The organism is Brevundimonas sp. P2_A6 (assembly GCF_056404975.1).
Genome location: NZ_JBFUCZ010000005.1, coordinates 97,916 through 118,834, shown reverse-complemented (window position 1 = coordinate 118,834; position 20,919 = coordinate 97,916). Strand labels below are relative to the sequence as shown.

The following is a 20,919-nucleotide window of genomic DNA, read 5'->3' as shown; positions in this document are numbered from 1 at the left end:
AGGGGTTGGCCATGGATGGCACTGGAGCATCGCTGCCGCTGGACCTGGCGATCACGCCGGCGACGCCGGTCGGCTACCGACTGCAGAGTCTGCGCAAGAAGGCCGCGATCCAGCTGATGGGTTCGCGCCTGTGGGGCCGTTTCAACCCGAACCACTGGGACCCCGTGTATGCTGCTGAGACCGGGCTGAAGGCCCCGATCCAGACCGGGGAGATGTCATCGGCCTACATCGCCGAGATGTGCGTCAACCATTTCGGCGCGGCCTTTTTCAAGGGCTCACGCGTGGTGCTCAAATACGTCGCGTCGACCTTCGCCGACGAGACCATCTCCACTCACGGCGTCGTGCGCGAGAAGCAGCCGAAGGGCGCAGGCTTCCGCTTCATCGTCGATGTCTGGGCCGAGAACGAGGCCGGTGAAAAGAAGACGGCCGGCTGGGTCGAAGTCGATGTCGGCGCCTGATCGCGCCTCGTGGAAGGAAATGATGCCATGACACCGCCGACCCAATCCCACCGCCCGGCCACCGACGCGCTCAAGCCCATGAGCCCCCTTCAGGCCAGGCAGACGCGCGACTTCATCGACGGTCTCGCTTCGGAAGCGCGACCCTATTGGGATATGGTGGAGATCGGAGACGAGCTGTCGCGCGACCTTCACCTCTCGGCCGAGCTGGTGATCCTGTATTCGGACGGCGTCGAGGACTTCAATCCCTGGTACGAAGGCTGGCGGATGAACAGCTGGCACATCGAGGGGGAATCGCCTTTCGGCGGGGCCATCGTGCCGCCGCTGCTGGTCTCCCACTTCGTCCTGTCGGTGCAGTTCGACGCCACCCGGCCGTTCTCGATCGGCTCGATTCACACCTATCACGACTCCGAGATCCTGGAGCCGATCCCGGTCGGCGCGACGGTCCGGATCACGACCCGGGCGATCGAAAAGTTCGAGAAGCGGGGCCGCCGTTACGTGCGCCATGCGGTCGAGGTCACCGACGTGAACAGTGGTCTCCTCTACTTCCGCGAAACCCGCGACATCCTCTCGCTTTGAGGGGTCGATCATGACGGGCTCTGCCATCACCGCCGTCGTCCCCGAGGCACTCGTACTCGACGAGGCCGCGCCGGCATTGCTGGGCACCCGCTGCGAGGATTGCGGGACGCTCTACTATCCCCAGGTCGTCAGCTGCCGGAACCCGGAGTGCAAGGGCAAGCATGTCGTCCCGGCGCGCATCGCCGGACGCGGTACGCTCTATAGCTTCACGATCCAGCGTTACCGACCGCCGGCCCTCTTCGCGCTGGAGCCGTGGCATCCCTATGCCCTGGGGCTCGTGGACGTCGAGGACGGTCTGCGGGTGATGGGCATCGTCGATGCGCCGCCGGAAGATATCCGGATCGGCATGCCGCTACGCCTTTCCACCCTGGTTTCGAACGACGATGCTGGAAATGCTGTCGTAACCCACAGCTTCGTCCCCGACGAGGGAGCCGACGCATGAGGCCGGTCTATGTGCTGGGCGTCGGGGCGCACCCTTGGGGCAAATGGCCGGAGACGACGCAGGTCGAGCTGGCCATCCATGCCATGAAAGCCGCGATGGCCGAGGCGTCGCTGGAGTGGCGCGATCTCCAGGGGCTGGTCGCCGCCAGTTCGCGCTTCGAGGGCGGCATGGGATGGGGCCTGCACGCCAACGAACTGACGCAGGCCGTCTCGGAACACGGACTGGCCTGCATCAATGTCGGCGGAGCCTGTGCGGCCGGGGCCGTCGCCTTCCATACCGCCCATATGCTGATCGCCAGCGGCCAGTACGAGACCGTGGCCGCCATGGGGGCCGAGCGGATGCCCAAGGGGTTCATCCCGCGCCCGCCCGGCTCTACGGACGATCCGGCCGATCATGACTTCCTGCGCTGGAAGACCATGGGGGCCACCAATCCGGCCTATTGGGCGATGGAAGCCCGGCGCCGGATGCACGATCACGGTACCACCGCTGAAACCTACGCCGCCGCCTCGGTCATGATGCGCCGCCACGGGGCGCTGAACCCCTACGCCCGGTTCCGGACACCCTCGACCGTGGACGAGGTTATGGCCTCTCCCATGGTCAGCGACCCCTTGCACCTGCTCGAGATCTGCGCGGTCAGCGACGGGGCCGCCGCCGTTATCCTCGGATCCGAGGCGCAGGCGCGCCGCGCGGGAGGACCGATGATCGAGGTCGCCGCCAGCGCCATCGCCACCGGCCGCTTCGGCGACCCTGCCGCGCGCATCCCCACCGTCGGCGCGACGCCGCGCCCCGGTGTTTCGCACACCAGCGAGGTCGTCTCGGCGGTCCATAGGGCGTGGGCCCTGGCCGGTATCGGAGCCGACGACATCGACCTGGTCGAGATCGCCGACAACACCGCCTGGCACATCCTGGCCTGGCCCGAGCTGTTCGGCTTCTTCGAGCCGGGGCAGGCCGATGTAATGCTGCTGTCCGGCGAGCTGACCCTCGGCGGCCGTTTGCCTGTGAATCCCAGCGGGGGCTTCCTGTCGTTCGGTGAGGCCACGACGGCCCAGGCGTTGATGCAGGTCTGCGAACTGGCGTGGCAGCTGCAGGACCGGGCCGGCGAGCGCCAGGTCGAGGGTGCCCGCATCGCGATGTCGGCCGTCCTGGGCCTGGGAGCCAATGGCGGCTCTATCGTGCTGAAGCGATGACCGAAGCCGTTCAGGTCGAAGTTCGCGATCGCGTCGCGGTCCTGACCCTGTCGCGCCCCGACAGCGGCAACGCCATCGATCAGGAGATGGCGGACAGTCTTCTGAAAGCGACCCTTCACATTGCCAGCGACGATGCGGTGCGGGCGGTTCTGCTGACGGGGCAGGGGCGGGCCTTCTGCGTTGGGGGCGACGTGAAAGCCTTCGCCGCGGCCGGGACCGGTGCGTCCGCCCTCGTCGATGGCCTCACGGCGTCCTTGCACGCGGCGGTCGCCCGTCTGGCCCACATGGAAAAGCCGCTGGTCACGGCGATCAATGGCGCAGCAGCCGGTGCCGGGTTCGGACTGGCTATCCTGGGCGATGTCGCCCTCGCGGCCAGGTCGGCGAAGTTCGCCATGGCCTATGGGGCGATCGGCCTGACGCCGGACGGAGGCGCGACCTGGCTCCTGCCGCGCCTGGTCGGATTTCGCCAGGCCCAACGGCTCGCGCTGACCGGCGAACGGATCGATGCCCAGGAAGCCGAGCGGATCGGTCTGATCACCCGGGTGACCGACGACGCGGCCTTGAGGGACGACGCCTTGGCCGTGGCCAGGACATTCGCGGAGGGGCCGCGACGCGCCTTCGCGCGCACGCGGGCGCTGCTGCATCAATCCCTGTCGAACGGGCTCGAGACGCAGCTGGAACGCGAGGCCCAGGGCATCGCCGAAGCTATCGCCCAGTCTGAGGGGCAGGAGGGGATCGCGGCCTTCGTCGCCCGACGCCCGGCGGACTTCAGCGGCCTCTGAGCGCCCCTCAGGTCAGGGCGGAGACCAGCCCTTCCGACAGACGATTCAACGCCTCGTCACCACGTCGGCTTCCTTGGGGCAGGCCTGCGAACCCGTGGATCATGTCGGGATAGTGGTGGGCGACAACCTGCACGCCCGCCGCTCTTGCCCGGTCGATCAGGGATTGGCCCTCGTCCCGAAGAGGATCGAACCCGGCGGTGATCACCACGCTCGGCGGCAGACCGGACAGGTCGACCTTCGTCAGATCGGGCATATCCTCGCCCGCGAACACGCTCCAGGCCCAGGCCATGAAGTCGCGCGTCAGCATATGGTCGCGGCCAAACGCCATCTGGGAGGCACTGGCGCAAGCCGGATCGACCGCCGGATAGAGGAGGCCCAGGGCGTCTACCGGCTGTCCCCGATCCGCCAGTCGAACGGCGGCCGCGAGGGCCAGCCAGGCTCCGGCGCTGTCGCCGGCCAGCCCGACCGGGACGCCGGGAAACGAAGACCGCACCCACCGGACTGCCGCGAGCGCGTCGTCGAGACCGGCGGGGTAGGGGTGCTCGGGGGCCAGGCGGTAATCGACCGAGACGACGGTCAGCCCGGTGCTCAGGGCCAGGCGTCGGCACAGGGCGTCGTGGGTGTCCAGGTCACCGAAGACAAAGGCTCCTCCATGCAGGAAGACCACGATCGCGGTGTCCGCGTCACCGGTCGAGCGATAGAGCCTCAGGGGCAGGGGCCCGCCGGGTCCGGCGATCTCCAGGTCTTCGACCGTCTGGATCTCCGGTTTCGGTGCCCGGGCGAGATAGCCGTTCGCGCCGCTCCGGAAGGCCGCGAGATCCGCGGGCACCCGCAGCGCCACCCGTGGATCCTCGAGCCACCGGGCGAGATCCGGATCCAGCGACCCGTCAGGAGGCGGCACGCATCGCCTCTCCGCCCCGCAGCTCGAACCCGTCATAACCGTTGGCGGAGGCCTTTTCGAGGATGCGGCGATAGCCTCGGACGCCCCCGGAATAGGGCATGAAGACGCGGGGCTTGCCCGGCATCTCGGCCCCGACGTAGTAGGATGGCGTCTTCATGTAGAGGGTCTCGTGGGCGCGGGCATTGACGTGATCCACCCAGTCGGACTGGGCGGCCTCCGTCGCCTCGATCTCCGAAATCCCCCGCTGTCGCGCGGTGTCGAACAGGGCCGCCAGCCAGTCGATCTGTTCCTCGCTCGACAGGATGACATTGCTCAGCAGCGACGGGCTGCCGGGTCCCCCGACGAAGAACAGGTTGGGAAAGCCGTGGACGCCGATGCCCAGATAGCTGGCCGGCCCGCCGGCCCAGGCGTCCTTCAGGGTCTGGCCGTCACGGCCCACGATGTCGATCTTCAGGATCGACCCGGTGAAGACATCGAAGCCGGTGGCGTAGATGACCACGTCGAACGGAAGGTCTTGCGCCGTGGTGCGAAGCCCGGTCGGGGTGAAGCGCTCGATCGGCGTCTCGCTGATATCGACCAGCGACACATTGGGTCTGTTGAAGGTGGCGAAATATCCGCCATCGACCGAAGGACGACGCGTTCCGAATGGAAAGCCCTTGGGGACCAGCTTGTCGCGCAGTGCGGGGTCCTCGATCTGCTCGCCGATCTTCCGCTGCACGAAGGCCGAGGCAATGTCGTTGGCCGCCTCGTTCAGCAGGATATCCTTGAAGGTCAGGGCGAAGCCGAACCCCAGCCGGTTCCAGGCGGCCTCGAACGCGCGTTCGCGTTCTTCCGGATCGACCTCGGCGGCGGACCGGGGATCGGGCGCGAACCCCAGACCGCTGGGCGAGTTTCGCGCCGCCTCGCGGCGGGCCCGGTAGTTCGCCTTCACCGCCGCGTCCTCCTCGTCCGAGACAGGGGCGTTTGCGGCGGGGATCGAATAGTTCGCCGTTCGCTGGAACACCGTCAGATGCTCGGCCTGGGCCGCGATGATCGGTGTCATCTGCACGCCGGACGACCCGGTGCCGATGATCGCCACGCGTTTGCCTTCCAGCGCAACCGGTTCGCGCGGCCAGCGCGCGCTGTACAGCACCTGCCCCGCGAAGGTGTCCTGTCCGGGATAGGTCGTGGCCTTCGGCATCGACAGCTGGCCGACGGCCATGACGAAGCGTTGGGCAGACCATGCGCGGCCGTCCTCCGCCTCGATCCGCCAGCGGCCCGTCGGCTCGTCGAGCTCTGCACGGCGCACGCGCGTGTTCAGGCTGACGTCGCGACGCAGATCGAATTGGTCGGCGACATGATTGATGTATCGCAGGATCTCCGGCTGCTTCGCGTATCGCTCGCTCCACCGCCATTCCTGTTCCAGCTCTTCGGAGAACCGGTAGGAGTAGTCGAAGCTTTCCACGTCGCAGCGCGCGCCGGGATAGCGGTTGAAGTTCCAGACCCCGCCGATCTCGTCCGACGCCTCGAGCACCTGCACCGTGAAGCCCTGCGCCCGGAAGGTGTGGAGCGCCCGCAGTCCGGCCAGGCCGGCTCCGATCACAAGGATGTCGATGCGAACGTCTTCAACCATGAGGCTCTCCCTGCTGAAAAGTTGCCATGGCCGGCGCCGTGCGTCAACGATGGTGTTGATAACAGAGTGGCGCATGGCTAGGACAGGCAGGAACCCGCTGGCGCGATCGCCCGTGCCCAGCCCTGGCATCCGAGGATCAGCATGCGCGACATCCACCACTTCATCGACGGCGCGTCCTTCACCGGGACATCCGGCCGGTTCGCCGACGTGTTCAACCCGAACACCGGTGAGGTTCAGGCCCGCGTGCAGCTGGCCTCGGTGGCCGAGATGGACCGCGCGGTCCAGGCCGCCCAGAACGCGTTCGAAGGCTGGTCCTCCACCAACCCCCAGCGCCGCGCGCGGGTGATGTTCGAGTTCAAGCGTCTGGTCGAGGCCAACATGACCGAGCTGGCCGAACTGCTGAGCTCCGAACACGGCAAGGTCGTCGCGGATTCCAAAGGCGACATCCAGCGTGGCCTCGAGGTCATCGAGTTCGCCTGCGGCATCCCGCATGCGCTGAAGGGCGAATACACCTGGGGCGCCGGTCCCGGCATCGACGTCTATTCGATGCGCCAGCCGCTGGGCGTGGTGTCTGGCATCACCCCGTTCAACTTCCCGGCCATGATCCCGATGTGGATGTTCGGCGTGGCCATCGCGGTCGGCAACACCTTCATCCTGAAGCCCAGTGAGCGCGATCCGTCGGTGCCCGTGCGTCTGGCCGAGCTGATGATGGAGGCGGGCGCGCCTGCGGGCGTCCTGAACGTCGTCCACGGCGACAAGCTGGCGGTGGATTCGATCCTGGAGCACCCGCTGGTCCACGCCGTCAGCTTCGTCGGCTCGTCCGACATCGCCCACTATGTCTACCAGGTCGGCGCCGCCAACCATAAGCGGGTCCAGGCCATGGGCGGGGCCAAGAACCACGGCATCGTCCTGCCCGACGCCGACATGGACCAGGTCATCAAGGACCTGTCGGGCGCCGCCTACGGCTCGGCCGGCGAACGCTGCATGGCCCTGCCGGTGGTCGTCCCGGTCGGAAAGAAGACAGCCGACGAACTGCGCGAGCGTATGGTGGCCGAGATCCCCACCATGCGGGTCGGCGTCTCCACCGACGCCGGCGCCCACTACGGCCCCGTGGTGACCGCCCAGCACAAGGCCCGCGTCGAAGGCTGGATCGAACAAGGTGTGAAGGATGGGGCCGAACTGGTCGTCGACGGCCGCGGCTTCAGCCTGCAGGGGCACGAGAAGGGTTACTTCATCGGCCCGTCCCTGTTCGACCACGTCACGCCCGAGATGGAGAGCTACAAGGAAGAGATCTTCGGCCCCGTCCTGCAGATCGTCCGCGCCGCCAGCTTCGAGGAGGCCCTGAGCCTGCCCAGCAAGCACCAGTACGGCAACGGCGTCGCCATCTTCACCCAGAACGGCCGCGCGGCCCGCGACTTCGCCGCCCGGGTCAACGTCGGCATGGTCGGCATCAACGTGCCCATCCCCGTGCCGGTCGCCTACCACACCTTCGGCGGTTGGAAGCGCTCGGCCTTCGGCGACACCAACCAGCACGGCATGGAAGGCCTGAAGTTCTGGACCAAGGTCAAGACGGTCACCGCCCGCTGGCCGGACAGCGAACTGGAACACGCGGACTCCAGCTTCGTCATTCCCACTATGGGATAGCCATCACAACATGCCCTCCGCGTTGAACTTCGCCTTTTGGCGATCGGACGAATGTCCGCTCGTGGCGCATCTGCGCCGTTTGAAGCGTATGCTGAGGAAGGGGCGTCGATCGTGGGAGGTGGCTATGAGCCAGCCCGATCTGTTTCGCTTACCTCGCAAACCCTGGAACGCTGGTCGAATGACCGGAGCCAAGGCCCCGCTCAAGCCAAAGCATATCTGGGCGATCCGACAGCATCTCAAGTCCGTCGGCTCGATCCGGGATCTGGCGATGTTCAACATCGCATTGGACGCCAAACTGCGGGGTTGTGATCTCGTGAAGCTCCGGCTTGGCGACATCGCCCAGGGCGGCGTCATTCGGCAGCGGTCGACGATCGTCCAGCAAAAAACCGGTCGACCGGTGCCGTTCGAAATCACAGAGGCCGCGAGAGAAGCTTTGGCTCACTGGCTGGAGCGCCGAGGGCGACGGCGCGACGACTGGCTGTTCCCCAGCCGCAGCCGAGATGGACAGCACATCGGCACCAGGCAGTATGCTCGCCTCGTCGATGCCTGGGTGACAACGATCGACCTGAACCCGAGCGCGTATGGGACCCACAGCCTTCGACGGACGAAGGTGGCCTTGATTTACAAGAAGACCGGAAATCTGCGCGCCTGCCAACTCCTGCTCGGCCACGGGAAGCTGGAGAGCACCGTCAGATATCTCGGCATCGAAGTAGACGACGCGTTGGAGATTTCGGAGCAGATCGACCTTTGAGCCGGCATGGGGCAGCCCGCCGGAAAGCGGACTGCCCCAATGTCTCGGAGGGGTGGAAAGCAGAAGCTGCGTCAGGAACCGACTGGCTCGCTAACCAAGCTTTGCCTTAGGATGGCGGGATGAAACAGTTTCTCCCTGCCTCGATGCTCGTCGCCATCGTTTTAGCAGGCGTCATATCGCCCCCGAGCGCCAAAGCTGAACCCCTCACGGCCGCAACCCAGCAAGAATATGAGTCGATGCCTGCAGAAATCCAAGCTGCGTCCCGCGCAATCGAGGAAATGCGCACCGTGGTTTTCGATGTCTGCGAGCCGCTCGTGCGCGGATCTTCGCTCGCCGACACGCTGGGTTATGAGGCCTTGGGCCGGCCCCCTGTGGCGGACGGCGTCTTTGACACCCGCAGTGGCATTCGGGTCACGTTGAACGAGGCGGCGCCTCGTTCGTGCTCCTTCGGCTTCGAGCAGGCCTCCCGCTATGCCGTCTTTAGCTTTCTGGACCGCCTGCTCGCCCCCCACCCACCGAGTTTGTCGAACGATTGGCTAGGCGTCCCGGCGAAAGTCGGAGAGCAGAATGTGCAGATGGTCTCTAAAGATGGTCGTCTCGGGCTCACCATCTATCGATCTAACGACGGGGGCAGTGTCTACGCTTACGAGACCGACCCCCGTAGCGTCGTCGAGCACTACGCAGCGATCTGGGCGGCTGAGTTCAACGCGCCCGGCGACGCGGCCGTGCTCGCGATGGACGCTTGCTCCAGCTTCATGGACACGTTTGAACGAGATAGGCCCGACGAGACGGCTTTGGCCGAAGTCGCGGCTTACGGGCGGTTCGGGAACAACAATGCGACCCTTCGCGGGAACATCGATGCCAGCATTTGGGACGCTCCCCAAGGCTGCACCGTGGCTGTCGCGGATGCGCGACTAAAAAGCGTCGTTGCCGCGTCTCTCGCCAAGACAGGCAGCGGCTGGTCGCAAGTTACCGATACGTCTTGGACCCATCAGGACGGCAGCCAGGTCGAACTCAGGATCGCTGACGATGGCCTCCACTACGACGTTCGCCCCGGCGACTTCGCTCAGCACGACTGGCCTGCGGAGCGATGGGAGTCGAGAGACGACGAGGTTTCGGGTGAGAGCTCGGACGACTACGCTGCCACGAACGCCAGCTGGGTCACGGTATGTCGACCTGGCTCGGACGGCTTTGCGGTCAACTGCGAAGCCCACAAGAACGATGCCGGCTGGCTCATCGGCCTCTCGACTGGCGACGATCAGGTGTTTCTGACGGTTGGAGCGGCGGCTTGTCCTTCCGAAAGCGCTTTGGCCAACTGGTGGCGGGAAGAGGTGGGCGTCGATCGCGCCAGTCTGGGGTCGGAGCTGACAAATGCGATGCCTCGCCTTGAGAGCGAAGTTCGAGAGCGCTGTCCCGCCGCCGCCACGTTAGGCCCGGACATCGAGGGCTTTCCGGTCATCATGATGCTTGAAGCGCCCTAACGGCTTTAAGTGTTGTCGGCGACATCGGCTCGGCGCGGTCTGTTCATGTCCGCAACGGGTCGGGAACAGACGTTCGCCTTAGGGCGGATAGGCGACCTTCATCAGATGCCGAAGATGCTCACCGGCTCGCCGCGCTCACTCGCTGACGAGAGCCAATCCGTCACTTGCCCGATCATCGTCATGGTTGCCTCATCGTCATGGGAGAGCGCGCCAAATGCCCCGATTAACGCCTCCAAACTCGACCGGGGGATTTCCGTAACGCAATATCGGGCACCTTCACGCCAGTCTGGAATGGCTTTCCTGATCGCGGGCTCCAGTCTGTCGAATGCCGCTTCGCTGACCGCAACACCTTTGACCGACCCATCACGCCAATCGCCGGTGCCAAACTGGATCACCTCGCCTGGCGCGAGGCCCACGACATACCTTGCAGACACTTCTGGTTCGCCGTCGTCCATCCCCTACGATTTCACGTTTATGCTGACGGTCGCAACGTCTGCTTTGGGTCGGGAGCGGCGATCCCAATCTTGCCCGAGAGCAGACCTCCCTACTTGCAGTCAGGGGTGGCAAGCGAACATCGACGGGTGCATTATTGTAAGTATGGCCGATCGCGCCCCCGAACCTGCGAAACTTGATCAGGTCGGACTTGGCGAGTTGGCCCGTCTGACGCTGAAGTTCGTCGCAACCAGCCTTATCGGATTTGGGATCGTTGCTGCATTAGGGTTTGTGGGCATCGTCTTGTTCTTCGCGTCAACGGGCATCTGAGGAAGGTCCGCTTTGGGTCGGAAGCGGACGGTCGCCTATGGGTGGGAAGCGCACCTAAGGGGTAGCCTGAACCCAGATGGTCGGGACGCCATATTTGGTTGCCCACTTCTGTGCCGCAGCCACTGCTGCTTCGAGCGAAACGTCGTCCTCGACTAACGAGCCATAGCCTACCCACTCGCCGTTAGCTTTCCACGATCCCCCCGAGCCAAAGAACTGGCCACCGTGAGATGCTTCGACAGTTAGCCACGGCTGATCGTCGCCGACATCCGGCATCTGCTCGCCCGGCGAGAGGTAGTTGATTTCGGTCATCCGGTGACCATAGCTTGAAACCTGCCAACGTCCGCAATGGGTCGGAAGCGGACGGTCGCAGCGGGGTGTAAAGCTGCCTTCGGCGAGCTAGGCTTTCAGATCGCGCAGTCGCGCCTCATCCGTGTCCGCTCAGAAACGTGTTGTGATGAACAAAAAGATGATCCTCACCGTGCTCGCATGGACTGCCATTGCAGCAGGGATAACGATCTTCATTGCGTTCAATCATGATAACCTCATTCGGTCGATTGGACTGCTAGTCGCCCTCAGTTCCATCGCCTTCATGCGCGCCGCTCGGTCTAAATAGACAATGGATCACGACCTCGGACTAAGGTCCACTTTGGGTCGGAAGCCGACCGTCGCCTGACGGTCGAAAACGGACATTGGCAGTCGCGCGTGGTCGCCTAGACCGCATGAAGTTCCGCAGGTGCCGAGCCAAGCCGCACACCGATGGGTTTTTGGTGGACCACCGACACCCCCGTGCCGGGCCTGAGATCGGTTACGGTGATCTTGGCTTCCAGCTGCGCCGCTAGAGCGTTCACGATGGCCGTCCCGAGACCACCCTGAGGATCGGCCTCACTGGCGGCCCGCTTTCCCACGCCATCATCGCAGACCGACAGCGCCCAGCCTTCGTGTTCCGAATGGTAATCGACCGTGACGAGACCCTTCCTCCCATCGGGGAAGGCATGTTTCAGGGCGTTGATTACGAGTTCGGTCACGATCAGCCCGAGGCTTACCGACACCTCCCCGGACGAGGTGCTGCCGTCGCCGTTCACGACAATAGCGACCTGGCCGTGATCCTCGATCATCGAAGCGCCCAGGCTCTGGCAAAGCTGCGTGAAATACGCCTTCAGAGCCACATCCCCCAATGTGGACACCACTAGCTGGCTTTGGACTGCTGCTACCGACATTACCCGTTGGTGTGCATCGCGAAGGTGGGCGCGGCTTTCTTCAGACGTGACTTTCTTGGCATTCTGCAGAAGCACGCTGGCGATGATCTGAAGGCTGTTGGCGACCCGGTGGCGGACTTCCTGAACTAGGAGTTCATTGTCCCGGACGAGGGCGTCCTTGGCTCGCTCTGCGGCACGGGCTTTCGTAGCATCGACTACGGTCAGGAGGAGCCGAGTGGGAGCGCCATCCAGGAAGACCAGTTTCTGAGCTGTCAGCGTGAGGTTGCGAACGGTTCCATCCGGATCGACGAGGTCAATCTCGTATGGGTCAATCGGCGTGTCGGTAGTCGCGGCTGCCGCGAGCAAGGACTTGATGCGCGGCAGGTTAAATCCGCCCGCTCCGATCTCAAATAATGACTTCTCACTCACCTCGCCCAAATAGAGATCGAAGGACGTGAGAAACGACTGGCTGGCCGCGACGACGTTTGATTGGTCATCAAGCAGCAGCAGTGGCGTCTGGGAGGCAGACACAATCGCAAGCGCGAGCGTTAGGCCGATGTCTCCATGGGCAGGAGGTGGAGCCATCTACGGCCCTTCCGCGTAGGAGGCTCGCGGTGCCAGCCAACCTTAGCAAAACCCGTCTAGCACTACGCGCCCATTTGGTTCCGCGAAAAGCGGGAGGTGATCACCATTCTCTGGCTACTGTGATGTTTATGTTCGTGGACTTCACGGAGGCTTACGACAACCGCTACGGCGGGCAATGCCCGGAGTTTCGCCCAGTCACAGAGTGCATTAGCGCATCTTTGCAAGCCCAGCGGCACTGCGTCGGTGACCTCGCCAGCGGGTCCGGACCACCTCGATGAGCGCCTAAATCACGACTCCCAGCCTCGGAGGATTGCAGGCTTAGGGGTAGTTCCGGACCTGTTCGTCCGTCATCTCCAACCCAGGTCTTTCGCAAGGTCTGCTTTGGGTCGGGAGCTGCCAAAGGCTGCGGACCGAAAAGCGGACATTCCCAGGCTCAGATGGCATGGCTGAATGTCGGGTTTCCGGCGCTCGGTGAATGTCCGCTCCTGGCGCAAAGTAGACGCGACCGATCAACGCTGCTGTCAGCGGTCCCGCTTGAAGCTGTCTTTCAGCTTTCGTATCGCCTGCCGTCTTTTGCGCCATTCTCTTATGTCGAAGTCTGGCTCACGCCGCGTCTTTTCGTTGGGAATGATATCCTCGATAAGGTTCGCGAGGTGGCTCTCGGAGGCGATGTCGCGATCGAGGCTTTCTCGCAGATCAGCCCATGTTTTGCACTTTTTCAGCTTCTCCATATCGGCGATTTCGGAAAGTGCCGCTTCCCGTCTAGCGATCAGCTTGTCCCATTTGGCCTTGTCATCCGGGGTTTCGGGACCGTTGTAAGTGACTTCCAAGGTTCGCGAGTTAAGGCGGATCTCGTGGGGATGGGGCACAGGCTCCGGGCGAGGCTCGCTGCGCGCATCGCAGGCGAGGAATGCTTCCTCCCAGCTATCCTTGTATTCCACCGCTGACTTGAACAGGGCCAGACGGTCCTCGAGTGTCTTGTCCTGCACGGCCTTGACCATGCCTGCGAGGGCAATTTGTGCCCTGTGGCTCCCTTTGACCGCCGCCACGCCCAGGCTGCGGATCACGGCCTGGATCAGAGGTAACTCAACGATCTGGTCGTTTTCTCGCACCTGGATTGGTCGTATCGCTTCCAACAAGACCAGGTCGCCAAGATGGTGGCTCAGAACGGGGTCTGCAGGCTCCGCCGGCGTGCGCTTCTTTCTCGGTCGTCCCCTTGGGTTGCCGGACCGGCCCTTCTGGAAACGATGCTCGACCGGCGGCTTGGCGTATCCAACCAGGCCCTTCCCGGGTGCGGGATTGTCGGCTGCGTCACTCATGCCGCCAACCCGCCAAGGCGCTGCACGGCCACCTCATCGAACAGTGCTTCGCCTTCCTGCAACATTGCCTGCTTGCCCGTCAGTCGCTCGAAGCGGCGGATGATCACATCGCAGTAGAGCGGGTCGAACTCGATGAGACGGGCAGACCGGCCACAGGTCTCGGCGGCAATCAGGGTGGTGCCCGATCCCCCGAACCCGTCGAGCACGATGTCGCCGCGCCTGGAGCAATCGCGGATCGCGTCAGCGACCATGGCTGTGGGCTTGACCGTCGGGTGCATCTCCAGCGCTTCGGAGCGGCCGGCACCCATGCTGCTGATCCCGGCGTAATCCCAGACGTTCGTCCTGTAGCGGCCACTGTCGCCCAGACCGAAGGTGTTGGTGTGAGCTGCGGTCCCGACCTTGTAGACGAACACCAGCTCATGCTTGGACCGGTAGAAGGTCCCCATGCCGCCGTTGGTCTTGTTCCAGACGCACAGGTTCTTGAGCTCGGAGAAGACCTCGGACCCCGCATTGAGCACCTCGGTCATATGCCGCCAGTCCATACAGACATAAGCAATCGCGCCGTCCCGGCAGTTCGCTGCCATGGGCTTGAGGGCGTCCTTGAGGAAGGCGGTGAAGGCGTCCTGGCTCATCTCGCCCACACCCATGGCGAACTCGCGATGGCGGATACGGCCTGAGCCGCAGACATGGCCTTCGATCGGTACGTTGTATGGCGGGTCGGTGAACACCAAGTCCACCCGCTCATCACCCAGCAGCCTGGCGTAGTCCTGGGGAACGCGCGCATCGCCACAGATGAGCCGGTGTCTGCCCAACACCCAGACGTCGCCCATGCGGGTAACCGCCTCGGCCTGGATCGGCGGGACCTCGTCCTCGACCCCGGGCGGTGCGTCAGGATCGCGCTCACGAGCGGCATCGAGGGTGAAGTCGACCTCAGCCAGCGAGAAGCCCGTCAGGGTGACGTCGAAGTCCAGATCGATCAGTGCCTGCAGCTCGATTGCCAGGATGTCCTGATCCCACCCGGCATTCAGCGCCAGCTTGTTGTCGGCCAACACATAGGCTCTCCGCTCCTCGGGACTGAGATGCGACAGCCGCAGGGTCGGCACCGTGGGGAGGCCCAGCAGCTTGGCAGCGGCCACCCTGCCATGGCCCGCGATGATCTCGCCATCGTCGCTGACCAGCACCGGGTTGGTGAACCCGAACCGCTCGATGCTGTCGGCGATCTGACGGATCTGTTTGCGGGAATGGGTCCGGGCGTTTCGGCTGTAGGGCCGAAGCTCTGACGGCGGGCGAGCCTCGAGGGCTTGGGAAGCGGCGACGGTGTTCATGGCATGAACATAACGTGAATCGTGATTCGGTTAGCCCTGGTTTGCGACGATGTCCACAGCGGCGATTATTATTCCCCCGAGACTGGACTGCGGCTTGGAACGGAGCGTGAGTGTCTGCGCGCCCGGCCACCCCGGGCTCGTGTCGGTGGGCCCGAGGAGGCCCCGCTGAACCGAGACCACGATGAGCACCAGATCTTCTGCCGACGTTGACTGCGCGACCCTAGGCACCCTCGGCCTGGAGCCGCTTCGCGCGATCTGGCGCGAACGTTTCGGCGCACCGCCGGCGATCCGTTCGCCCGAGATACTCGCTTTGATGCTGGCCTGGCGCCTTCAGGCAGCCCGGGACGGCGGACTGGATGCGGACTTGCGTCGCGCGATACGGCGTGACGCCTCTGTGCCGGTCACGACGAGGCTGACCCCCGGCACGCGGCTGACCCGGGAGTGGCAGGGCGCACGCCACGAGGTCGTGGTGGAGCCAGACGGGCGGTTGCGCCACCGGGGGGACCTGCACCGCAGCCTGTCGCAGGTGGCGCGCAAGATTACCGGCTCTCGCTGGAACGGGCCGAGGTTCTTTGGCCTGAGGGCGGGGGAGGGTCATCCATGAGCGCTACCCGCCCTTCGATCCGCTGCGCGATCTACACCCGCAAGAGCAGCGAGGAGGGTCTGGATCAGGCCTTTAACAGCCTGCACGCCCAGAGGGAGGCCTGCGAGGCCTATGTCCGTAGCCAGGCCAGCGAGGGTTGGAAGGTCCTGCCGGCGGTCTACGATGATGGCGGTTTCTCGGGCGGCAACATCGAGCGTCCCGGGCTGAAGCGCCTGCTCGAGGACATCGATGCCGGGCTGGTCGACACCATCGTGGTCTACAAGATCGACCGGCTCACGCGTTCGCTCGCGGACTTCGCGCGCATCGTCGATCGGCTGGACAAGGCCCAAGCCTCGTTCGTGTCGGTAACCCAGTCGTTCAACACCACCACCTCCATGGGTCGGCTGACGCTGAACGTGCTTCTCTCGTTCGCCCAGTTCGAGCGCGAAGTGACCGGCGAGCGCATTCGCGACAAGATCGCGGCGTCCAAGGCCAGGGGCATGTGGATGGGCGGTCTTCCACCCATGGGCTACGACCCGCCAACCGATCGGGCCACCCGCATGCTGGTTAGGAATGACGACGAGGCCGAGCGCGTGAGAGCGATCTTCGACCTTTACCTGCAGCTGGGGTCGGTCTCTGCCGTGGAAGCCAGGTTGGCGGAGGAGGGGGTACGCTCCAAGGTCTGGGTCAGCGCCAGGGGCTCGACCTCGGGTGGTGTCCTGCTCAGTCGCGGGGCCCTGTTCCACATGCTGCGCAACCGTATCTATCTCGGCGAGATCGTTCATGGCGACACCAGCGTGGCCGGCTGCCATCCCCCGATCATCGAGCCAGAGGTGTTCGCCAGTGTTCAAGCGCAGCTGGCGGCCAACGCCCGAACGCGCAGGGACCGGCCTCTTCGCTCGGCGCAGCTTCCACTCAAGGGTCTGGTGTTCGACGCCGATGGGCATCCGATGAGCCCATCGTTCGGATACGGTCGGGCAGGCCGGGTCTACCGCTACTACGTTTCAGCGCCGCTGCAGCAGGGTCGCAAGGTCGCGACCCGAGAGGGTGTTCTACGCCGCGTCTCAGCAGAAGCCCTGGAAGAGGCTGTACGAACCCAGCTGGTGACGGTGACGCCGGGAGCGCCTGACCGCCCTCTTGCCTATCTTCTAAAGCCAGTGCGCCGGGTGGAGGTGTTGCCCCATGAGCTGCGCATCGCGTTTGAGGCCAAGTCGCTGCCACGAGACGTCCGCAGTGGCCTGACGCCCTGTGACGTCCATCCCGACCGTGTCGTGCTGAACGCACCGGTCCGATGCCAAGCGCGCGGTGGGCGGACCTGGGTTTTGACCCCCGCCTCCGCGAATATCGCTCGAAAGGCGCGACGCGATCCGGTGCTGATCCGCGGCCTTCGCCAGGCGCACAAGATCGCTGCTGGACTGGGGTGGCGCGCGAGCGATGGCAAGCTCGAAGGTACCGGCAAGCCGCCGTCGAGCAGTTACGAACGCCGGCTATGGCCTCTTGTCTTCCTGGCACCCGACATCCAGAAGGCGATCCTTGAAGGCCGCCAGCCGCCGGCTCTTACGCTCGATCAACTGCTGAAAACGCGGCTGCCGACCGACTGGGCAGACCAACGCCGCACACTGTGCTTCGACGGAAAATGATCCCTGTTCGACCCAGCAACACTCCCTGTTCGACTGATTTTCGGTCCCTGTTCCGCGTGCAAATGATCCCTGTTCCTGTGAGCGATCGTTCCCTGTTAATTTCGCCGACCGCAGCAGCCCGCTGCGCCCTGAAACCCCGCAGGTACGGCATTTGCGGGGTGCGCCGCGTCTTCGGGCGCAAAATCAAGCTCTCAAAAAACACCTGACTTCCCTGTTCAGGGCGATAACAGGGAAACTCCACCAAATGCGGTTCGGGCAGAGACTGGGCGAGCCAAGCCGGTCATGACCCTGCTCCCGTCGGCGTCGAATGGCTTCCTGTGCGGGAGTTTGGCGGCAAATAGGCCCCACATTACGGGGCCTTGCACGACCAGCGTCAGATCAGAGCACGGTGCCGGGGGTGTGTGGCGGACAGAGAGGGATTCGAACCCTCGGTAGGCTTTCACCTACACACGCTTTCCAAGCGTGCGCGATCGACCACTCCGCCACCTGTCCGTTTGACCACGATGCAAACGTCCCGGGAGGTCGCCCGGGGAGGGCAGGCTGATAGAACAGGCGGAACCATCGGGCAAGCACAGTCTGTGGGGAGACCCCACTGGGCAAAAAGGGGACCGGTTCCCATATGGACGACATGTCCTTCTTCTCCCGGATTTTTTCGAACATGAGCGCCAAGATCACCCTGCCGACGCCCGACACCGCCCTGCCGGGCCGCGCCACGCCTCTTGCGACCGACGAAACGCATTTCGTCCTGGGTCGCCCCCTGAAGGGGCCGCATCCGGAAGGGTTTCAGACGGCCATTTTCGGCATGGGATGTTTCTGGGGCGTGGAACGCAAGTTCTGGACGCTGCCGGGCGTCTGGGTCACGGCCGTCGGCTATTCCGGCGGCATCACGCCCAATCCGACCTATGAGGAGACCTGCACGGGCCTGACCGGCCAGACCGAGGTGGTCCAGGTCGTGTTCGATCCGGCGCAGATCACCTATGCCGACCTGCTGAAGACCTTCTGGGAAGGTCACGATCCGACCCAGGGCATGCGCCAGGGCAATGACATCGGTTCGACCTACCGCTCGGCCATCTATTACCTGGACGACGAACAGAAGGCGCAGGCCGAGGCCTCGCGCGACTCCTATCAGGCGGCCCTGACCCAGGCCGGTCGGGGGACGATCACGACCGAGATCACCCCGGCCGGACCGTTCTACTTCGCAGAGGGCTACCACCAGGGCTATCTGGCCAAGAACCCGAACGGCTATTGCGGTGTCGGTGGCACCGGCGTGGTCTGTCCGATCGGGGTCGGCGTCGAAGCCTGATCCCGGTCGACCCGCCGGGATCAGTCACACAGGGCGAAGAACCGTTCGACATCCGCCCGCGATTGCGGATGGGCGACATAGGTCTCGCGGTGGTCCTCGCCGGTCCACCGGGCCATCCACCCCAGGCGGCGGAAGCGCTGGAACACCGGCAAGTCGGCGGCGGCCGTCGCGGTCAGCAGATCGCCGTCCGTCAGTTGTGACGGCTCCCCCTGCGCCATCAGTCGTTCGGTGTCGCCACCCGACTCCAGCAGGATCGTGCGTGATCCGGTTGGGGCATTGGCCGTGACGTCGACCCTCGCCGATCCCGCCGCGCAATCCAGGCCGAGCTTCAGGTCGTCGCTTTCGGCGACGCCGTAGGCCAGCCTGGCGTAGCCGTCGCCGATCGTCAGGTGCCAGTCATAGCCCTCGACGGGGGAAGGCGATGCGGCGATGGCGGCGGGGGCCGTCCCGGTATCGACGGGTGCGACGCTCGAGCAGGCGGATGTGAGTGCGATACTGACGAACGCGGCGGTGTAGGGCGCGATCCTGATGCGACTGGGGTTCATCCGGCGCAAAGCTCCGCGAAGCGCCTCAGCTTGGCCAGGTGTTCAGTCTGCACGTCGATCGTTTGGTGCTGATCCCCAAGGCCCACGTCCAGCGCGCCGTTCAGCATGAACTGTCCGAACACGGGATGGTCGGTTCGAAGCGCGATCGACCGCCGGTCGTTTCCGGCCGACATCTGTCCGGTCGCGGAAGCGGATCCGGACGTCAGGGTCGCGTAGCCCGCGCCTTGCTGACCGCCATACAGGTCCAAGCGCGCGATACCGGAGCCGGCGTCGCATTGAAGCGTCGCCCGAAGTTGCGGTGTGTCGGGCACCTCATTGGCCAGGACCAGGGGACCATCTCCCTCGTAGAGCGTCCACGTCCAGCCGCCCTGAAGAACGGCAGCCACGGCCACGATCGCCAGAATGTTCAAGGTTCAGCCCCTGTCGCGGGCCGATCAGGCGCGGCCCGTCGAGCAATAGGCCAGAAAATCGCTCACCATGCGACGTTCCTGTTGGCCGGCGGTCAGCTGGAACAGGCCGGCATCCCCGCGTACGGCCATCGTCCCCATGTCGGCGAGTCCCCGCAGGGCCGGGTCGTTCAGGCCTATGCGCGCCTCTTCGGCCTCGCCGCCCGACAGAGGATCAAAGGTTTGTGACGTCGCGCTGGCCTGCATCAGGCGCGCGCCTTCAGGCTGGACATCGCCATAGACCGCGGCGGTCCGGTCTCCCGGGGCGCACGACACCATCAAGGCCAGTTGGTCGGAGTTGGCCACACCATAGGTCAGCTTGGCCAGAGCCCCCTCGTGGTGCACGCTCCAGCTCATCACCGGCGCGGCCTGGACGTCGGCGTTCGCTGCCACGTCTGCCGACTGGGATTGAGCCGCGAAGGCGATGAGACCGAGCGAGGCGGCGGCGGGGATCAGAATCTTGAACATGGGTGAACCTTGCGTCTGATCGTCTAACGCGGGTTCTTGTTAACGGTTCACACGAGCGCTCGCCGGGGGCCCCGCGCGTGACCGTCCTGCAACGGTCCAGACCCTGAACCCGGCCGGTCCGCGTTCGGGCCGCGATCTCTCGCCCAAGCAACGAGACGTCGCGCGTTGAGCGTCAATGGCCTTGCTAGAAGGGACTGAAGCGCTCGACCAGGCTCTGGGCCGCGGGCGTGGCCTGGACCCGGCTGATGTCTCCGCGCCCGCCGTAGCTGATGCGAGCTTCGGCGATCTGGGTGTGGGCGATGGTGTTGGCCGAAGAGATGTCCTCGGGCCGCACGATGCCGGCGACGGTCAGTTCGCGCACTTCGCGGTTGGTGCGCACTTCCTGCCGACCCTGGATGACCAGATTGCCGTTGGACAGGATGTCGGTGACGACCGCGGCGATGGTCAGGCTGACCTTCTCGGACCGGCTGACCGATCCCGTGCCGTTGGCGTTGGACTGTCCCTGGACACCGACCAGGTTCTGCGGGTCGAAACCGCCGGGGAAGGCGCGCCCCAGGCTGTTTTCCAGCCCGAAGAAGTTGCTGATACCGCCCGTGATGTCGTTGGACCGGCTGCGGGTCGTGGTGTTCGACGTCTGGGCCTGGTCGTCGATGTCGATGTTGACGGTCAGGATGTCGCCGATGTTTCTGGCGCGCTGGTCGCCGAAGAAGGCGCGTGCCCCCGTCCGCCACAGGGAGTTGGCGCTGGCCGAGCGCGGCTCGGGCACCGTCGTATAGGCCTGGGTCACCGGCACCAGCTGGGCGGGATAGCCGATGGGTGCCAGCTGCGGCCCCTGGACCGTCTCGACGACCGTGGAGCACGCTCCGAGGGTCAGGGCGGTCAGGGCGAGGGCGAGGATGGATTTACGCATGAC

Annotated in this window: 23 protein-coding genes and 1 tRNA gene; 12 read left to right on the top strand and 12 right to left on the bottom strand. The window is 64.8% G+C overall.

The features are described from left to right. Positions 1 to 11 precede the first annotated feature (11 nt). The 5 genes from AC1DW4_RS12830 to AC1DW4_RS12810 are packed head-to-tail and all read left to right on the top strand — an operon-like array spanning position 12 to position 3,445. On the top strand, positions 12 to 458 hold the full coding sequence (locus AC1DW4_RS12830) for a MaoC family dehydratase (RefSeq protein WP_477017655.1): 447 nt from the start codon (positions 12 to 14) through the stop codon (positions 456 to 458). 27 nt (positions 459 to 485) lie between these two features. Beyond that, positions 486 to 1,034, top strand: a complete 549-nt coding sequence (locus tag AC1DW4_RS12825; protein WP_477017654.1) for a MaoC family dehydratase — start codon at positions 486 to 488, stop codon at positions 1,032 to 1,034. A gap of 10 nt (positions 1,035 to 1,044) precedes the next feature. Further along, a complete protein-coding gene (locus AC1DW4_RS12820) occupies positions 1,045 to 1,476 on the top strand; it encodes a Zn-ribbon domain-containing OB-fold protein (protein ID WP_477017653.1) in 432 nt (143 codons plus the stop codon). Further along, entirely contained in the window at positions 1,473 to 2,663 is a 1,191-nt protein-coding gene (locus AC1DW4_RS12815; RefSeq protein WP_477017652.1) for a lipid-transfer protein, read from the top strand. Before AC1DW4_RS12820 ends, AC1DW4_RS12815 begins: the two co-directional genes overlap by 4 nt. Beyond that, a complete protein-coding gene (locus tag AC1DW4_RS12810) occupies positions 2,660 to 3,445 on the top strand; it encodes an enoyl-CoA hydratase/isomerase family protein (protein ID WP_477017651.1) in 786 nt (261 codons plus the stop codon). Before AC1DW4_RS12815 ends, AC1DW4_RS12810 begins: the two co-directional genes overlap by 4 nt. Positions 3,446 to 3,452: 7 nt before the next feature. Here the strand turns inward: AC1DW4_RS12810 and AC1DW4_RS12805 are convergent, their stop codons facing one another. Together AC1DW4_RS12805 and AC1DW4_RS12800 are read right to left on the bottom strand one after the other, a co-directional pair. Beyond that, positions 3,453 to 4,346 carry an alpha/beta hydrolase gene (locus AC1DW4_RS12805; RefSeq protein ID WP_477017650.1) on the bottom strand — a complete coding sequence of 298 codons (894 nt, stop codon included), beginning with the start codon at positions 4,344 to 4,346 and terminating at the stop codon, positions 3,453 to 3,455. Continuing rightward, complete coding sequence (locus tag AC1DW4_RS12800) at positions 4,333 to 5,958, bottom strand: flavin-containing monooxygenase (RefSeq protein ID WP_477017649.1); 1,626 nt, start codon at positions 5,956 to 5,958, stop codon at positions 4,333 to 4,335. The genes AC1DW4_RS12805 and AC1DW4_RS12800 overlap by 14 nt, the downstream gene beginning before the upstream one ends. A gap of 141 nt (positions 5,959 to 6,099) precedes the next feature. Between AC1DW4_RS12800 and AC1DW4_RS12795 the strand changes: the two genes are divergently transcribed. From AC1DW4_RS12795 to AC1DW4_RS12785, 3 genes are all read left to right on the top strand, one after another. Then, positions 6,100 to 7,602, top strand: a complete 1,503-nt coding sequence (locus AC1DW4_RS12795) for a CoA-acylating methylmalonate-semialdehyde dehydrogenase (protein ID WP_477017648.1) — start codon at positions 6,100 to 6,102, stop codon at positions 7,600 to 7,602. 124 nt (positions 7,603 to 7,726) lie between these two features. After that, positions 7,727 to 8,353 (top strand): tyrosine-type recombinase/integrase, encoded by a 627-nt coding sequence (locus AC1DW4_RS12790; RefSeq protein ID WP_477017647.1) that lies wholly within the window; start codon positions 7,727 to 7,729, stop codon positions 8,351 to 8,353. 119 nt (positions 8,354 to 8,472) lie between these two features. Continuing rightward, positions 8,473 to 9,834, top strand: coding sequence for a hypothetical protein (locus tag AC1DW4_RS12785; protein ID WP_477017646.1), 1,362 nt, complete (start codon positions 8,473 to 8,475; stop codon positions 9,832 to 9,834). A gap of 101 nt (positions 9,835 to 9,935) precedes the next feature. Here the strand turns inward: AC1DW4_RS12785 and AC1DW4_RS12780 are convergent, their stop codons facing one another. Further along, positions 9,936 to 10,289, bottom strand: coding sequence for a hypothetical protein (locus tag AC1DW4_RS12780; protein WP_477017645.1), 354 nt, complete (start codon positions 10,287 to 10,289; stop codon positions 9,936 to 9,938). Between the two features lie 142 nt (positions 10,290 to 10,431). Here AC1DW4_RS12780 and AC1DW4_RS12775 point away from each other — a divergent pair, with 142 nt between their 5' ends. Then, the gene (locus tag AC1DW4_RS12775) at positions 10,432 to 10,596 is read left to right on the top strand and encodes a hypothetical protein (RefSeq protein ID WP_477017644.1); all 165 of its coding nucleotides are present in this window, start codon (positions 10,432 to 10,434) and stop codon (positions 10,594 to 10,596) included. Positions 10,597 to 10,650: 54 nt separating this feature from the next. Here the strand turns inward: AC1DW4_RS12775 and AC1DW4_RS12770 are convergent, their stop codons facing one another. From AC1DW4_RS12770 to AC1DW4_RS12755, 4 genes are all read right to left on the bottom strand, one after another. Further along, positions 10,651 to 10,905 (bottom strand): hypothetical protein, encoded by a 255-nt coding sequence (locus AC1DW4_RS12770; RefSeq protein WP_477017643.1) that lies wholly within the window; start codon positions 10,903 to 10,905, stop codon positions 10,651 to 10,653. Positions 10,906 to 11,306: 401 nt separating this feature from the next. Next, positions 11,307 to 12,377 carry a sensor histidine kinase gene (locus AC1DW4_RS12765; RefSeq protein ID WP_477017642.1) on the bottom strand — a complete coding sequence of 357 codons (1,071 nt, stop codon included), beginning with the start codon at positions 12,375 to 12,377 and terminating at the stop codon, positions 11,307 to 11,309. Positions 12,378 to 12,898: 521 nt separating this feature from the next. Beyond that, entirely contained in the window at positions 12,899 to 13,696 is a 798-nt protein-coding gene (locus AC1DW4_RS12760; RefSeq protein WP_477017641.1) for a DUF5681 domain-containing protein, read from the bottom strand. Then, on the bottom strand, positions 13,693 to 15,021 hold the full coding sequence (locus tag AC1DW4_RS12755) for a site-specific DNA-methyltransferase (protein ID WP_477017640.1): 1,329 nt from the start codon (positions 15,019 to 15,021) through the stop codon (positions 13,693 to 13,695). The genes AC1DW4_RS12760 and AC1DW4_RS12755 overlap by 4 nt, the downstream gene beginning before the upstream one ends. 181 nt (positions 15,022 to 15,202) lie before the next feature. Between AC1DW4_RS12755 and AC1DW4_RS12750 the strand changes: the two genes are divergently transcribed. Both AC1DW4_RS12750 and AC1DW4_RS12745 read left to right on the top strand, forming a co-directional pair. Continuing rightward, entirely contained in the window at positions 15,203 to 15,625 is a 423-nt protein-coding gene (locus AC1DW4_RS12750; RefSeq protein ID WP_477017639.1) for a DUF2924 domain-containing protein, read from the top strand. After that, entirely contained in the window at positions 15,622 to 17,244 is a 1,623-nt protein-coding gene (locus AC1DW4_RS12745) for a recombinase family protein (protein WP_477017638.1), read from the top strand. The genes AC1DW4_RS12750 and AC1DW4_RS12745 overlap by 4 nt, the downstream gene beginning before the upstream one ends. A 402-nt stretch (positions 17,245 to 17,646) precedes the next feature. Here AC1DW4_RS12745 and AC1DW4_RS12740 read toward each other — a convergent pair. Continuing rightward, positions 17,647 to 17,736: transfer RNA gene (locus tag AC1DW4_RS12740), tRNA-Ser, on the bottom strand. Between the two features lie 166 nt (positions 17,737 to 17,902). Here AC1DW4_RS12740 and msrA point away from each other — a divergent pair. Continuing rightward, positions 17,903 to 18,547, top strand: a complete 645-nt coding sequence (gene msrA, locus AC1DW4_RS12735; protein ID WP_477017637.1) for a peptide-methionine (S)-S-oxide reductase MsrA — start codon at positions 17,903 to 17,905, stop codon at positions 18,545 to 18,547. Positions 18,548 to 18,567: 20 nt separating this feature from the next. On the opposite strand, the gene AC1DW4_RS12730 is transcribed toward msrA, so the two are convergent. From AC1DW4_RS12730 to flgH, 4 genes are all read right to left on the bottom strand, one after another. Next, positions 18,568 to 19,092 (bottom strand): hypothetical protein, encoded by a 525-nt coding sequence (locus AC1DW4_RS12730; protein WP_477017636.1) that lies wholly within the window; start codon positions 19,090 to 19,092, stop codon positions 18,568 to 18,570. Next, a complete protein-coding gene (locus tag AC1DW4_RS12725) occupies positions 19,089 to 19,502 on the bottom strand; it encodes a hypothetical protein (RefSeq protein WP_477017635.1) in 414 nt (137 codons plus the stop codon). The genes AC1DW4_RS12730 and AC1DW4_RS12725 overlap by 4 nt, the downstream gene beginning before the upstream one ends. Before the next feature lie 24 nt (positions 19,503 to 19,526). Further along, the gene (locus AC1DW4_RS12720) at positions 19,527 to 20,006 is read right to left on the bottom strand and encodes a hypothetical protein (RefSeq protein WP_477017634.1); all 480 of its coding nucleotides are present in this window, start codon (positions 20,004 to 20,006) and stop codon (positions 19,527 to 19,529) included. Between the two features lie 184 nt (positions 20,007 to 20,190). Further along, positions 20,191 to 20,916 carry a flagellar basal body L-ring protein FlgH gene (flgH, locus tag AC1DW4_RS12715; protein WP_477017633.1) on the bottom strand — a complete coding sequence of 242 codons (726 nt, stop codon included), beginning with the start codon at positions 20,914 to 20,916 and terminating at the stop codon, positions 20,191 to 20,193. Positions 20,917 to 20,919: the final 3 nt, after the last annotated feature.

Bases quoted from the DNA above. Each gene is read 5' to 3' on its own strand.
- AC1DW4_RS12830 (WP_477017655.1), top strand. From the start codon at position 12: ATGGATGGCACTGGAGCATCGCTGCCGCTGGACCTGGCGATCACGCCG.
- AC1DW4_RS12825 (WP_477017654.1), top strand. From the start codon at position 486: ATGACACCGCCGACCCAATCCCACCGCCCGGCCACCGACGCGCTCAAG.
- AC1DW4_RS12820 (WP_477017653.1), top strand. From the start codon at position 1,045: ATGACGGGCTCTGCCATCACCGCCGTCGTCCCCGAGGCACTCGTACTC.
- AC1DW4_RS12815 (WP_477017652.1), top strand. From the start codon at position 1,473: ATGAGGCCGGTCTATGTGCTGGGCGTCGGGGCGCACCCTTGGGGCAAA.
- AC1DW4_RS12810 (WP_477017651.1), top strand. From the start codon at position 2,660: ATGACCGAAGCCGTTCAGGTCGAAGTTCGCGATCGCGTCGCGGTCCTG.
- AC1DW4_RS12800 (WP_477017649.1), bottom strand. From the start codon at position 5,958: ATGGTTGAAGACGTTCGCATCGACATCCTTGTGATCGGAGCCGGCCTG.
- AC1DW4_RS12795 (WP_477017648.1), top strand. From the start codon at position 6,100: ATGCGCGACATCCACCACTTCATCGACGGCGCGTCCTTCACCGGGACA.
- AC1DW4_RS12790 (WP_477017647.1), top strand. From the start codon at position 7,727: ATGAGCCAGCCCGATCTGTTTCGCTTACCTCGCAAACCCTGGAACGCT.
- AC1DW4_RS12785 (WP_477017646.1), top strand. From the start codon at position 8,473: ATGAAACAGTTTCTCCCTGCCTCGATGCTCGTCGCCATCGTTTTAGCA.
- AC1DW4_RS12780 (WP_477017645.1), bottom strand. From the start codon at position 10,289: ATGGACGACGGCGAACCAGAAGTGTCTGCAAGGTATGTCGTGGGCCTC.
- AC1DW4_RS12775 (WP_477017644.1), top strand. From the start codon at position 10,432: ATGGCCGATCGCGCCCCCGAACCTGCGAAACTTGATCAGGTCGGACTT.
- AC1DW4_RS12770 (WP_477017643.1), bottom strand. From the start codon at position 10,905: ATGACCGAAATCAACTACCTCTCGCCGGGCGAGCAGATGCCGGATGTC.
- AC1DW4_RS12765 (WP_477017642.1), bottom strand. From the start codon at position 12,377: ATGGCTCCACCTCCTGCCCATGGAGACATCGGCCTAACGCTCGCGCTT.
- AC1DW4_RS12760 (WP_477017641.1), bottom strand. From the start codon at position 13,696: ATGAGTGACGCAGCCGACAATCCCGCACCCGGGAAGGGCCTGGTTGGA.
- AC1DW4_RS12755 (WP_477017640.1), bottom strand. From the start codon at position 15,021: ATGAACACCGTCGCCGCTTCCCAAGCCCTCGAGGCTCGCCCGCCGTCA.
- AC1DW4_RS12750 (WP_477017639.1), top strand. From the start codon at position 15,203: ATGAGCACCAGATCTTCTGCCGACGTTGACTGCGCGACCCTAGGCACC.
- AC1DW4_RS12745 (WP_477017638.1), top strand. From the start codon at position 15,622: ATGAGCGCTACCCGCCCTTCGATCCGCTGCGCGATCTACACCCGCAAG.
- msrA (WP_477017637.1), top strand. From the start codon at position 17,903: ATGAGCGCCAAGATCACCCTGCCGACGCCCGACACCGCCCTGCCGGGC.
- AC1DW4_RS12730 (WP_477017636.1), bottom strand. From the start codon at position 19,092: ATGAACCCCAGTCGCATCAGGATCGCGCCCTACACCGCCGCGTTCGTC.
- AC1DW4_RS12720 (WP_477017634.1), bottom strand. From the start codon at position 20,006: ATGTTCAAGATTCTGATCCCCGCCGCCGCCTCGCTCGGTCTCATCGCC.
- flgH (WP_477017633.1), bottom strand. From the start codon at position 20,916: ATGCGTAAATCCATCCTCGCCCTCGCCCTGACCGCCCTGACCCTCGGA.